General features: G+C 63.7%; 14 protein-coding genes. 6 read left to right on the top strand and 8 right to left on the bottom strand.

Annotated features, from left to right (window positions below; genetic code table 11):
- Positions 1–912 carry a LysR family transcriptional regulator gene (locus CIT31_RS05630; RefSeq protein WP_095517809.1) on the bottom strand — a complete coding sequence of 304 codons (912 nt, stop codon included), beginning with the start codon at positions 910–912 and terminating at the stop codon, positions 1–3.
- Positions 913–1,026: 114 nt separating this feature from the next.
- Between CIT31_RS05630 and CIT31_RS05625 the strand changes: the two genes are divergently transcribed.
- The gene (locus CIT31_RS05625; RefSeq protein WP_095517808.1) at positions 1,027–1,659 is read left to right on the top strand and encodes a pyridoxamine 5'-phosphate oxidase family protein; all 633 of its coding nucleotides are present in this window, start codon (positions 1,027–1,029) and stop codon (positions 1,657–1,659) included.
- A 6-nt stretch (positions 1,660–1,665) separates the two neighbouring features.
- Here the strand turns inward: CIT31_RS05625 and CIT31_RS05620 are convergent, their stop codons facing one another.
- The 3 genes from CIT31_RS05620 to ftsE all read right to left on the bottom strand — a co-directional run bounded on the left by CIT31_RS05620 (position 1,666) and on the right by ftsE (position 4,108).
- Positions 1,666–2,385, bottom strand: a complete 720-nt coding sequence (locus CIT31_RS05620; RefSeq protein WP_065008505.1) for a YdcF family protein — start codon at positions 2,383–2,385, stop codon at positions 1,666–1,668.
- An 81-nt stretch (positions 2,386–2,466) separates the two neighbouring features.
- A complete protein-coding gene (locus CIT31_RS05615) occupies positions 2,467–3,456 on the bottom strand; it encodes a cell division protein FtsX (protein ID WP_095517807.1) in 990 nt (329 codons plus the stop codon).
- Positions 3,449–4,108, bottom strand: a complete 660-nt coding sequence (gene ftsE / locus CIT31_RS05610) for a cell division ATP-binding protein FtsE (RefSeq protein ID WP_095517806.1) — start codon at positions 4,106–4,108, stop codon at positions 3,449–3,451. Before ftsE ends, CIT31_RS05615 begins: the two co-directional genes overlap by 8 nt.
- 191 nt (positions 4,109–4,299) lie before the next feature.
- Here ftsE and CIT31_RS05605 point away from each other — a divergent pair, with 191 nt between their 5' ends.
- From CIT31_RS05605 to CIT31_RS05595, 3 genes are all read left to right on the top strand, one after another.
- Positions 4,300–4,950 (top strand): hypothetical protein, encoded by a 651-nt coding sequence (locus tag CIT31_RS05605; protein ID WP_095517805.1) that lies wholly within the window; start codon positions 4,300–4,302, stop codon positions 4,948–4,950.
- Positions 4,951–4,977: 27 nt separating this feature from the next.
- Positions 4,978–5,520 (top strand): hypoxanthine phosphoribosyltransferase, encoded by a 543-nt coding sequence (hpt, locus tag CIT31_RS05600; protein ID WP_029348604.1) that lies wholly within the window; start codon positions 4,978–4,980, stop codon positions 5,518–5,520.
- A gap of 63 nt (positions 5,521–5,583) precedes the next feature.
- Positions 5,584–5,955, top strand: coding sequence for a response regulator (locus CIT31_RS05595; RefSeq protein WP_095517804.1), 372 nt, complete (start codon positions 5,584–5,586; stop codon positions 5,953–5,955).
- Between the two features lie 20 nt (positions 5,956–5,975).
- Here the strand turns inward: CIT31_RS05595 and CIT31_RS05590 are convergent, their stop codons facing one another.
- Positions 5,976–6,926, bottom strand: coding sequence for a DMT family transporter (locus tag CIT31_RS05590; protein WP_095517803.1), 951 nt, complete (start codon positions 6,924–6,926; stop codon positions 5,976–5,978).
- 225 nt (positions 6,927–7,151) lie between these two features.
- Here CIT31_RS05590 and CIT31_RS05585 point away from each other — a divergent pair, with 225 nt between their 5' ends.
- The gene (locus CIT31_RS05585; protein WP_095517802.1) at positions 7,152–8,009 is read left to right on the top strand and encodes a LysR family transcriptional regulator; all 858 of its coding nucleotides are present in this window, start codon (positions 7,152–7,154) and stop codon (positions 8,007–8,009) included.
- A gap of 43 nt (positions 8,010–8,052) precedes the next feature.
- Here the strand turns inward: CIT31_RS05585 and CIT31_RS05580 are convergent, their stop codons facing one another.
- From CIT31_RS05580 to CIT31_RS05570, 3 genes are all read right to left on the bottom strand, one after another.
- Entirely contained in the window at positions 8,053–8,421 is a 369-nt protein-coding gene (locus CIT31_RS05580) for a glyoxalase superfamily protein (RefSeq protein ID WP_095517801.1), read from the bottom strand.
- A 41-nt stretch (positions 8,422–8,462) separates the two neighbouring features.
- A complete protein-coding gene (locus CIT31_RS05575) occupies positions 8,463–11,105 on the bottom strand; it encodes a TIGR02302 family protein (protein ID WP_095517800.1) in 2,643 nt (880 codons plus the stop codon).
- A gap of 172 nt (positions 11,106–11,277) precedes the next feature.
- Positions 11,278–12,219: a threonine/serine dehydratase gene (locus CIT31_RS05570; RefSeq protein WP_095517799.1), complete on the bottom strand. Its 942-nt coding sequence runs from the start codon at positions 12,217–12,219 to the stop codon at positions 11,278–11,280.
- A 48-nt stretch (positions 12,220–12,267) separates the two neighbouring features.
- On the opposite strand from CIT31_RS05570, the gene CIT31_RS05565 reads away from it, so the two are divergent.
- Positions 12,268–12,570, top strand: a complete 303-nt coding sequence (locus CIT31_RS05565) for an ArsR/SmtB family transcription factor (protein WP_029348599.1) — start codon at positions 12,268–12,270, stop codon at positions 12,568–12,570.
- Positions 12,571–12,611: the final 41 nt, after the last annotated feature.

Below are 12,611 nucleotides of genomic sequence, written 5' to 3'. Positions count from 1 at the left end.
TCAGGCCTGCCACGTCGCTTGCATCAGCCGCTTCTTCAGGCGAGGGGCGGCGAAATCGACGAACGCACGCAGTTTCACCGGCAGCAGACCCTGGCCGGCATGCACGAGACTGACCGGCCATGGCTGCGGCTCGAATGCCTCCAGCACGGTGCAGAGTGTGCCTGCCCGCACCGCAGCTGTGATCTGGTAGGAAAGCACCCTCGTCAACCCGACGCCGGCAATCGCGGCGTCGACCGCCGCTTCCGCGGTGTTGACCCGAAGCCGTGAGCGGATCGGAACAGCGAGCTCGGTCTTGCCGGTGGCAAAAGTCCATGCGGCGGGAGCGGTGAGCCCCTCAAAGGTGATGCAGTTATGTGCCGCGAGGTCTCTCGGGGTCTCCGGCATACCGTGCTCGGCCAGATAGGCCGGGCTCGCGCAAACGACGCGCCGGATCGAGCCGATGCGGGTGGCCACCAGGCTCGAGTCGGGAAGCTCGCCTATGCGGACGGCGAGATCGATATGCTCCTCGGTCAACTGGGTTATCCGGTCCGCGAGCATCAGGCGGATAGCCACGTCGGGGTAGGCGGCGAGGAAGCCGGTGACTACCGGCAGCACATGCAGGCGGCCAAAGACGATCGGTGCGGTGATGATCAGTTCGCCCGTCGGGGCGCTGTATTCGCCGGCGGCGGCCCGCTCGGCCTCGCCGACCTCGTCGAGAATGCGACGGCAGGCCGCCAGGTAGGTGTGACCCGCGTCGGTCAGCGTCAGCTGCCGCGTCGAGCGGTTCAGGAGACGCGTCTTCAGATGCCGCTCCAGGTCGGAGACCTTGCGGCTGACCGTTGCAAGTGGGATGCCGAAACGGCGTCCGGCGGCCGAAAGGCTGCCGGCCTCCACCGCGGCGACGAAAAGCGACATGGCCTCGAGGCGATCCATGGTTCTCCCGAAAAATGGAAGGATTGGTTGCATCTATGCCATCTGCATCCGGAGGATGGAAGGCCTTATTTTTTGCTGACTACGGCTCGCAGCTCTGCCTGCAAAGGAGGTTCCATGAATGCTCACGCCTTCACCAGCGATGTTGCCTTTACGCCAACCGTCAAGGCGATCCAGGCCCGCAAAGGCTCACGCGTGGCCTATGCCCGCGTCGAGGAGCGCGGCGGCTGGCAAGCTGATATCACGGCCGATCTCGCCGCCTTCATCGAGGCGCAGACCAGCGTCTTTCTGTCAACGGCCAATGGTGACGGCCAGCCCTACATCCAGCATCGCGGCGGGCCGGCCGGCTTCCTCAAGGTGCTCGACGAGCGGACGATCGGCTTCACGGATTTCTCCGGCAACAGGCAATTCATCACCCAGGGCAATCTGGACGACAACCCCCGCGCATTCCTGTTCCTGATCGACTATGCGCACCGACAGCGCATCAAGATCTGGGGCAGCGCGCGTGTCGTCGAGGACGACGCAGAACTGATGGCGAAGCTGATGCCGGAAGGCTACAAGGCCCGCCCCGAACAAATCATCCTGTTCACGGTTTCGGCTTGGGATTCCAATTGCCCGCAGCATATTCCGCAACGGTTCGAAGCTGCCGACGTCGCGGCGGCGTTGGCCGAGCGGGACAAGCGTATCGAACGTCTCGAACAGGAGATCGCGCGCCTGCGCAGCGCCTCATGCGCCACGGTCAAGGAATGATATAGGTCAGTTCGGCGCAGCAGCCTCGGCCAGCGCGATGCCGGTTGGCGTTGGTTTCACCGGCACGATGCCGCGCGCCAGCGCCAGCAGATATTTGTTATATTCGGTGAACAGCACGCGCAGCGCCCTGGGCTTGGTCAGCCAGCCGCCATTGCCAAGGTTGCTGTTGACAACCGGATAGGGCTCGAGCTTGGCCTTGTGGAGCAGCCGGCCCATTTCCAGCAGGCTGCGCGGCATGTGATAGTTGTTGGTGACGAGGATCACGGTGCCATAGGCGTGATCTTCCACCCACTTGGCACTTTCCTCGGCATTTCCGATCGTGTCGAGCGCGGCGCGGTCGATATCGACGCAGCAGGAAAACAATTTCTTGTCGCCGCGGGTCGCGACCTGAAGCTGGCGGCGGCTGGCGGAAGGATGCACGCCGCTGATCAGCAGCCGCTCGCCCTTGCCGGACGCCAGCAGACCCATAGCGGCGTCGAGACGCGAATGGCCGCCGGTCAGCACGATGATGGCATCGGCTTTTGCCGGATTGATAGGCGTCGCGAGACGGCTGACAGTGTTGGCGAACCAACCGAAGCCGCCGGCAAACAGCGTTGCGAGCACGAGCAGAAAGAAAGCGGAGATGCGCAATGCGCCCGCCAATCGGCCGGGCGTGACGCGCTCGCTGGATGGCGCAATCACCAAGGGTAACTGTCCAGCCGTTCCGGTCGACTCGCGCGCGTCCATCGTCTCTATCGTTAACCCCGAAATGCGGCGTTTAGTAGGTGGAAGAGCACACATTACGTTACGCTAATTCTCTATTCGTGATCACCCCGCGTCCGGCTGGCGGACATCGATGTCGCTGAGATAGGTGACGACGGTGACATGGGAGGTTGCCGCAGTTAGCGCACCGATGACCAGCACCATGAGGACGACCCCGAGATAGCCCGCCGAACCGATAGCGAAATTACCGAACAAGGCGGTCGCCTGATCGGCCTCCGGCGTTGCCATGTTGCGCGACGACCACCATGAGAAGACGATGAAGACGAGCACCGCCGCCGCACCCCCGGCGGCTGCGCCCTTCATGCCGGTGACCAGGAAGTGGTGGCGGAATTCGCGCGCGATGAAGCGCGCTTCGGCGCCGACGAAATGCAGCACTTCGATGATGTGGCCGTTGCCGGCCATGGCGCCGCGCGTTGCGAACACCACGGTCAGCACGGTTGCCGACAGCATCAGCGCCAGCACGGCAATGCCGATTGTCACCGTGGTACGGGCCATGGCCACCAGCCGGTCGACCCAGGTGCGATGGTCGTCAAGTGCTGCACTGGGCAGCTTCGGTGTGATCGCGGCGCGCATTGCGGCGAAGTCGGGCGGGTTGTTCTCGTCTATGGTGACGATGATCAGACGCGGCACCGGCAGCTCGTCGATGTTGAGACCCGAACCCAGCCACGGCTCCAGTAGCCGCGCCGTGGCATCGCGGTCGACGATCCTGGCGCTCTTCACGCCAGGAAATTCACCGGCGATCTGGGAGGCCTGGGCAAGTGCTGCCTCCATGTCGAGGCCATCTACCGGCTTGATCTGGATGGTCGCCTCGCGTGATATCTGGTTCTCCCAGACCGAGGCGGTGTCTCGCACCAGCGTCACCGCGCCGAAGGTCAGGCAGGAGAGGAAAGTCATGATGGCAATGACCAGGACCAGTGCCCGGCCGGCGATGTTCTGCGCCGGCACGATCGGCGCCATCTTGCGCTGAGCGCGCTGCGTCGTCGCAGCCTTACCGGCGTGCTGGTCTTCGGCATGGTGAACGGAAAGGTCAGTCATAGATATCCAGCCTTCCGCCGGCCAGGATCATGCGCCGTGCGTCGACCTGTTCCATCAGGCCGAGGTCGTGCGTTGCAATCACCACAGCAGTGCCCAGCCGGTTGAGTTCGATGAACAGCCGCAACAGGCGTCGCGCCAGCGGCGGATCGACATTGCCGGTCGGCTCGTCGGCAAGCAGGATCTCGGGCTGCTCGATCAGCGCCCTGGCAATTGCGGCGCGCTGCTTCTCGCCACCCGACAGCACCGGCGGCAGCACATGCATGCGCTCGCCAAGGCCGACCCATTTCAGTAATTCGGTCACGTCGGTGCGGTAGCTCGCCTCCTCTCGCCCGCGCACGCGCAGCGGCAAGGCCACATTCTCATAGGTCGTCATGTGCTCGAGCAGGCGAAAGTCCTGGAACACCACGCCGATGCGCCGCCGCAGATGCGGCAGCTCGGTGCGCGAGATGCGCGAGCGGTCCTTGCCAAAGATGGTGATCAGCCCGCGCGTCGGCTTGAGTGACATGAACAAAAGCCGCAGCAGCGTCGTCTTGCCGGCGCCCGAAGGGCCGCTCAGGAACTGGAAGGAGCGCTCCGGTATTTGCAGGGAAATGTCGCGGAGGATTTCCGGACCCATGCCATAGCGGAGGCCGACATTTTCGAAGCGGATCACGTTCGACGACCTGAAACTTGCGGCGGCGACGAGCCAGCCTTCTCTGAGAAGAGACCATCGGCCGGCATGGTTAACCCGCGGTTAATTCGGAGGTTTTTTAGGCGCGTCACAAGGGTTCCTGTGGGGAAGCGTTAACCATTTCCGTTTACACAAAAGAAACGAAGACGAACAAGTGCCGTAGTGCTGGGGCCGTGATGGCTGACGATCGAACCGCGCGCCCGGTTTCCGGCGAATTCATGACCGATTCGGCCGCAAATCCTGCGCCGGAACGCATCTTGCGTGATCCAGCCGCCGACGTCGTCGATGCCGACTTCGAGGTGCTGCCGCGCCTCACCACCAGCATGGACCTTTCACCGCCGCTTTCGCGGGTGATCGCCACGCCATCGCTCGAAGGCATGGACATGTTGCGCAAGCCGAAAGCCGCGATGGAACGGCTGCGGGCGTCGCGCGGCGGTCCGATCTTCTGGATCGCCGGCCTCAGCGTGGCGTTTGCAGCCTTCTGGATCTCGGGCGGGCACGCGCTGGTGCGCCAGGCGCCGCTTCTTCTCGCGGCACAGGAGACGGGCGCTGCACTCACCATTTCAGGCGTTACGTCGCGTATCGATGCGTCCGGGCCGGAATCTGTCCTGTTCGTCGGTGGCGAGGCCGCGAATGACGGTGCCAGCCCGTTGCCATTGCCGCCGCTGGAAATCCGGGTCACCGGCAATGACAGGCGCACAACCCGCTATACGCTGGAGACATTCAACCGTTCGCTGGCGCCCGGCGAAAGATTTGGCTTTTCCAGCCGGCTCGACATGCCTAGAAACGGGGTCAAGACCGTCTCGGTCACCTTCGCCAATTAGGGGCGATCATTTCTGGAAAGGCGGCCAATGCCAATCGTGCGTGGCAAGAATATCGAGGTCTTGTTTTCGGCGTCGGCGATTGCCCGCCGCAATCTGGAGCTCGCCAAGGAGATCGCCGGGCACGATTATCAGGACCTTCTGGTGATTTCGGTGCTGAAAGGATCGTTCATCTTCGCCGCCGATCTTATCCGCGCCATGCACGATGTCGGCCTGTCGCCCGAGGTCGAGTTCATCTTCATTTCCAGCTACGGCGCCGGTACCACCAGCGGCGAGGTGAGGGTGCTGCGTGACATCGACAATGAAGTCGCCGGGCGCGACGTGCTGTTGATCGACGACATTCTCGAATCCGGCAAGACGCTGTCCTTCACCCGCGACCTGATGCTGTCGCGCGGCGCCAAAAGCTGCGCCATCGCCGTGCTGCTCGACAAGCGCATGCGCCGCCAGACTGCGCTCAACGCCAACTATGTCGGCTTCGACTGCCCCGACTATTTCGTCGTCGGCTACGGCATGGATGTCGCCCACGCGTTTCGCGAATTGCCGTTTGTCGGCGTCGTCAAGGGCGACGCATAGATTTATCTTCGATGCAGTTTGCGGTTCAGGAAAAGTCAACTTTTCCCCGCCAAACATTCCGCTATGGCAAAGCTCCTGATCGTCGAGGACGATGAGTCCGTCCGCACCCTCGCCGCCCGCGCGCTCGAACGCGCCGGGCATATGATCGACATCGCCGCCGACGGCGCGCAAGGGCTTGCCCTGATCCACGCAGCACGTGGCGGCTATGACCTTGTCGTTTCCGATATCCGGATGCCGGAAATGGACGGCATCCAAATGGCCAAATCGGCGGCGTCGCTTTTTCCGGCGATGAAGATCTTGCTGATGACCGGCTATGCCGACCAGCGCGAGCGCGCCGAGGAATTGAACGGTGTCATTGTGGACGTCCTGCAAAAGCCGTTCACGCTGGCCGAAATCCGCGCGCGTGTCGAACAGGCGCTCGCCTGTTTTGCCTAGCGGCCAAAGCCTGATTGCAGTCAGGCCGGATCGCAGGTTGCCGCGATTGCCGGCGCGCTGCTCCGGCGCCGATTGGCGTTTAGCGCGAACAGACCGGCGCCGATGATGAGGGCCGCGCCGACGACGGTGGTCGATCGCGGCACTTCGGCAAAGAACAGGAAGCCCCACAGCGGCGACCAGATGATGCCGGTGTACTCGAAAGTGGCGACGCTGTTGGCGGGCGCCAGCCGGTATGCCTGCGACAACAGGACCATCCCAGCCGAAGCGACGTAGCCGCAGGCCGCCATCTTCAAGAAATCGATTGGCGTCGGCCAGATCCATGGCCTGACCAGGAATTCGAGGCTCGGATGCGTGGCGTGAGCTATTCCCGCCAGCCAGAACAGCCCGGCAACCACTGCAGCGCCCAAGAGGTAGACGCCGTTCTGATAGAACGCCATGACCGTGGCTGATTCGGTGTCGCCGATCTTGCGGGCTATCAACTGCGATAAGCCGTACAGCACCGCCGAGGCCAGCGACAGCAGCGCCGCCCAGTCGAACAGCCCGGCACCGGGTCGCAGCATCACTAGCACGCCCAGCATCCCGACCATGACGGTGACCAGCGTCTGCCACGCCACCCGTTCGCCGAGATAAGGGCCGGCAAGCGCCATGATGAACAGCGGTGCCATGAAGTAGAGCGCCACCGCGTCGGCAAGCGGCAGGGCGGCGATCGCCAGATAGTAGACCGTGTAGGAGGTGAACAGGATGAAGGCGCGCGTCGTCAGCATGCGAAATCGCTTTGAAAAGATCGCTCTGAGCCCGACATCGGCATGAACGAGCACGAGAAGAATGGGCAGGGCGACGATGGAGCGGATCGCCATCACCTCGGTCACCGGATAGGTGCCCGACACGGCCTTGATCAGCGGATCCTGGAGCGAGAACACCAGAACGCCGAGGCAAAGGCTTGCCATGCCGAGAACGATCCGGTTGTGCATGTCGTTCGACGGCTCCTTGCAGTGCGGCCCGGAACCGGGCCTGCGTTCGGGGTAAAAAGAACCCGCCGCCGTTTCGGGCAGCGGGTACGAGTGAGGACTCTATATTGGTCCGCGGCCGATTTCGCAGCCGCATGTCCAATGGGTGAGGCGACTATTATCCGCCGTTTGACATGTTGCAAACGAATTGGAATGATGCCAGCAATCAGAATTTCTTATGGCGGACAAATGAAGCTCACGCTCGACAGCGATCTGCTGCGCACCTTCGTAGCGGTTGCCGATACCGGCAATTTCACCAAGGCAGCGGAGCAGGCCGGCCGTACCCAATCGGCGGTTTCGATGCAGATGAAGAAGCTCGAAGATGTGGTCGGCGACAGCCTGTTCGAGCGCGGCTCGCGCGGTGTGGCGCTGACGCGCCGCGGCGGCGAACTCATCGTCAACGCCCGCCGGATCGTGTCGCTGCTGGACGAGACGGCGGCATCGATGGTCGCGGCGCCGCTTGGCGGGCCGGTTCGCATCGGCATTCCGGAGGAATATGGCCACGCGATCCTTTCGCGCGCGCTCGGCGCCTTTGCCAAGCGCCATCCTCAGGTCGACATCACCGTCCGCTACGCGCATTCCGGTGCGCAGATCGCGGCGCTCGCCGCCGGCGAGCTCGACCTGGCGGTGGTGTTCGAATGGCAGGATCTCTCCGGCGGCGAGGTGCTGATGCATGACCCGACCGTATGGGTGACGTCGGAGCTGCATCACATGCATGAGGAGCGGCCGGTGCCGATCGCGCTCTACAACCGTGCCGGCTGGTGCAAGGATTTCGCGATCAAATCGCTGGAGCAGCGCGGTCTCGCCTATCGTGTCGCTTATACTAGCGACACCAATGGCGGCCTGCGGCTCGCCGTCACCTCCGGGCTGGCAATCGCGCCGATCTCGCGCAGCAACATCCCGGCCGGCTGCCGCGAACTTACGGCCGCCGATGGGTTCGGCGACATCGATTCCTCGAACGTGGTGCTGCGCCGCAATCCGAACGCTTCCGGCGAGGCCATCGACGGCATGGAAGAGGCGATCCGCGAGGCGTTCACCAATCGCTAAGCATGTACCGTCCTCGATCGGATGGGATCGGGAAGGGCAGCCGCTATGCGACGTCTTCGTAGAAGGTCAGCCGATTGCCGAACGGATCGCCGACGGTGACCTCCGTTGTCTGCCAAGGTGTCTCTTCCAGTCCCGGCCTGGCAAAACGGTACTTTTTCGCTATCAGTTCGCGGTGCAGCGCCGCGGTGTCACCCGCTTCGACGCGGATGTGAGAGCCCGGCGCGCCGTCGCCGTGATGTTCGCTCAGATGCAGCACGCAGCCATCGCGCGAAATTCCCATATAGAGGGGTGCGTTGTCGTCGAAGCGATGCTCGAACTGCACTTCGAAACCGAGGAAGCCGACATAGAATTCATGCGCCTTGGCGATGTCGAAGATGCGCAGGATCGGGGTAACGGCGCCGAGTTTCACCATGGCGGTCTCAATGGTTCGATGCTTGAGGCGATAGGAGAGGTTTACTTCAGCTCCAGCAGCCGCTCCAGATAGCTGCGCTCGATGTCGGGGCTGAGCGCGTTGCCGAGCCGCTTGCGGATCGCTTCGAGAATCTGGCGGGCGCGCTGCACGTCGATCTCGTCCGGCACCTTCACCGAATCGCCGAAATCGGGACCCTCGGTGGCGCGCGGCCGGCCGAGCGGATCGCGGTCGGCGTTCTGCTGGCGGCCGCCTCGCTCGCCGTCGCCCTCGTCGCCCTGCATGGCCTGCAATTGCTTCATCATGTCCTTGGCGCCCTTGCGCAGCGCTTCCAGCGCGCGGCCCTGGTGACCGACGGCCTGATCGCCATCGCTGTCGCCAAGCGCCTGTTCGGCGTTGCCCATGGATTTGCCGGCCTCGCCAAACCCTTCATTGGGCTCGAGACCCATGCCTTCGAGACCTTTTCTCAGCTGGTCGAGGTCGCCTTGCAGCTTGCCCTGGCCTTCCTGCAACCGCTTCAGCGCGTCGGCGAACTCCTGCGGCGTCATTGGCCGGCCGAGCGGATCGCGGTCTTCACCTGGGCCGGGCTGCTCGCCCTGTTCGCCCATTTGGCCCTGCTCACCGTTCTCGCCGAGCTGCTCGTCGCGATTCTGCCCGCGCTGTTGCTGGCCGCGCTGCATCTGGTCCATGCGGAACGTCTCGTTCATCATCTCCTGCTGGCGCCGCATGATCTCGCCGAGTTTGTCCATCTGCTGGCGCATTTCACTGTTCTGCTGGCCGCCCTGCTGCTGACGTCCGGCCTGCAGATTGTTCATCATGTCCTGCAGTTGCGAAAGCAATTGTTGCGCGCTGTCGCGATCGCCTGATTTCGCCAGGTTTTCGATCTGGTCCATCATGCGTTCGATGTCGCTCTGGCGCAGTTCCTGGCCGTTCTGCTGCATCTGCGGCGCGTTCGGATTCTGCTGCGCACGCTGGGCGAATTCCTGCAGGAACTGGTTCATCGCCTCGCGCAGTTCCTTCATCGCCTTGTCGATTTCCTCGTCGCTGGCGCCGTTCTTGATGGCGTCCTGCAGCGCCTGCTGCGCCTGGCGCAGCCGCCGCTCGGCCTCCGAAAGATTGCCTTCCTCGATGCCGAGCGCGATCTCCCACAGATAGGCGACCTCGTCGCGCAGCTTGTCGTCGCTGTCAGCCATCTTCAACCGGGTGCGGGCGCTCATGATGGCGAGGTAGTGCGCCATGTTGTCGAACGTATCTTCGGGCCTGAGCGTGATCGCGTCCATCAGGTCGAGCACGCGGCTCTTGGAGTTGGCGTCGAGCGCCAGAACGCGGCGCTGCTCGATCACGGCCCTCGCCAGCGGGTTGGAGAAAGGCCGCTCCGGCATCACCAGCGTCTTAGTCTCGCTGGTTGCCGTATGTCCGGCGTCGTCGGTGGCGACAAGCGTGAGCTTGATGTTGCCGCCGGCCCAGACATGCTCGGTCAGGTCCTTCGTGGTCTTGGCGGCGTTCCCCTTGGCGCCGCGGCGCGGCAGCGTCAGCGGCATTTCAGGCGGGCCATAGAGCGGATGCGCATTCGGCGCCGGTGGATCGGCCAATGCGAAATCCGCCTTGGCGGAGGCCGCGCCATAGTCGTCGTCGATCTGGTAGTTGAGTTCGAAGGAGCCGTTGACGGCGCGTTTCGGCTCGCCGACGAAGCGGATCTGTGGCGGCTTGTCCGGGATCACCGCGAAGGTCCAGTTGCCGAGTTCGTCATTGCCCGATTGCAGCGTCAGCGTGCCGTTGGTCGTCAGCTTTCCTGAGAACTGGCGCACCGTGGAGGGCGTTGCCGTCGAGGGCGTTGCCGCCGCCGGTTTGGCCGCGTCGGCCTTCTGCCCGGTCGGTTCGATGGTGCTGGCGTTGCCGTTGGCGTCGGCGTAGCTCAGCGTTTCCTCGCCCGAACCGCCGGTGACGCGCAGGGACACATCGCTGCCTTCCGGAACGGTGAAGGTGGACGCAGCCTGCTTGCCATTGTCGGCGAGGGCTGGGTTGGCGAGGGCGGGGGAAGTGAGGAAGACCGGCGGCCTGCCGGTGTAGGCCGGCGGCGTCACCCAGGCGTCGATGCGCGGCGGCACCGCGTCGCGCGCCGCGTGGGCACTGAACCCGTCTGCGATGCGGCCGCCCGACGGTCCAAAGGAGAAGGCAAAGGCGGTGACCAACAAAAGCGCCGCCACGGCGCGCAGCCCCCACGGGTCGCGCTCCGGAACCCGGGTGCGTGGCATGTCGCCACCAAGGTTACCGAGTTTTTCGGCCATGCGTTTCTGGTGCTCACGCCACAGCGCTTGCGAAAAAATGCTCTCCCTGCCGCTCGGCCGGTCGGCCTGCACCAGCACCGGGCTGTGCAGCAATTGGTTGGCAGCCTCGATGCGCCGGTCGATCTCGGCGCTGGTCGGCACCCGGAAGAAACGCAGGGGATAGAGCGCGGCAAGGGCTGCGATGCCGAACACTGCCATGAGGCTCATGCGCGCGGTGTCGGGCAACAGAAGGAAGAGGCCGAGCCACGAGACGCTGAGGAACAGGCTGGCGACAATGACCAGCGGAAGAAGCAACGGCCAGGCACGCTCGACCGTCATCGAGACCCGTGTCGCCAGCCGGCTCAGAGCAAGGCGCCCGGCCAGGCTGCGATCACTGGTGAAGGTGGGTCGTTGCGTCATCGGCCCTTCCTATTCGGGCGGATAACCCGAACCTCACAAATCTATCGCACCGGCCCGAGAATCGGATGCGAAGGACTCAAACTCTTAGATGCATGTCGCTCCAAACATACCAAGAAACACGGCGAAGGCGAGGCAGTTCCCTAAAACGTGAACAGGACTGCCCCCGTTATCGTCAGAATTTAGCCGGATTGGCGTTTGCACCGCAGACCAGTACCGCGACACGCTCGCCCGCAGCCGGCGCGTACCGGCCGGACAGGATCGCCGCGAAAGCCGCAGCGCCGCCCGGCTCGGCGATGATTCGCACTCGGTCCCAAAGCGCCGCCTGCGCGGCGATAATCTCGTCGTCGCTGACCAATATGGAACGCTCGACGAAGGCCTCGGCGATTGGAAACATCATTTCGCCGACGCGCTTCGGCGCCAGCGAATCGGCGGCGATGCCCTCGGCTGGCGCATCGACGGGTTGACCGGCCTCGAAGGCGCGATAAAGCGTCGGCGCTCCTTCGGGCTCGACGGCGACGATCCTGATTCGGCCGGCGAACCAGGCGGCGATGCCGCCGATCAGGCCGCCGCCACCGACGGCGACCAGCAGTGTGTCGAGTTCAGGCAGGTCGGCCTCGATCTCGAGGCCAAGCGTACCTTGCCCGACAAGCGTTTCCTCCTGGTTGAAGGCGTGGATCTGCAGGGCACCGGACTTTTCGGCAAAGTCTTCGCTGGCGACCAGCGCCTCGGCATAGCGCGCGCCACCGACGACCAGCTCGGCGCCGTAGGCGCGGATGCGTTCCAGCTTGGCCGGCGGGCTCACTTCGGGAACGAAGATGGTCGCCTTGTGACCGAGCCGCATGGCGGCATAGGCGACCGCAGCGCCATGATTGCCGCCCGATGCCGCGACAACGCCAGCCTTGGGAACCGGCCGCTCGAGAAGATTGGTGAAGGCGCCACGTGCCTTGAACGAGCCAGAATGCTGCAGGCATTCGAGCTTCAGGTCGACCGCAAGAGGCGGACGGCCGAAATCGGCCATGTCGACGCGCAGCACCGGCGTGTGGCGCACGAATGGCCGGATGCGGGGTTCCATTGCGGCGATGCGTTCGCGTGTGATGCTATTGCGGTTAAGCATGGCCTGCTCCCAAGGATTGACATCACTTAGCAACTTAGCAATGGCTAAATGCAAGAGGTTGATGTCTTCAAGGCGATCGCCAACGAGCGCAGGCTGCAAATCCTCGAGTGGCTGAAGGACCCGCGCGCGCATTTTCCACGCCAAGCGGATGGCGATCTTGTCGAGGACGGCGTCTGCGCGCTGCTGATCGCCGAAAAGCTGGGGATCACCCAAGCGACGCTCAGCGAGCATATGCGGGTGCTCACCCAAGCCGGCCTTCTCAGCAGCAAGCGTATCAAACAGTGGACGTTCTATCGCCGCGACGAGGACAGGATCGCCGAGACGAGGGCGCTCATTCAGCACCGGTTGTAACGCTGCAGGTGCTCTATTCTTGTTTGACCATGATCTTTTCC

Origin of the sequence: Mesorhizobium wenxiniae (assembly GCF_002284535.1) — a bacterium.
GTDB classification, from domain to species: Bacteria; Pseudomonadota; Alphaproteobacteria; order Rhizobiales; family Rhizobiaceae; genus Mesorhizobium; species Mesorhizobium wenxiniae.
This window is presented reverse-complemented; position numbering and strand designations above follow the sequence as displayed.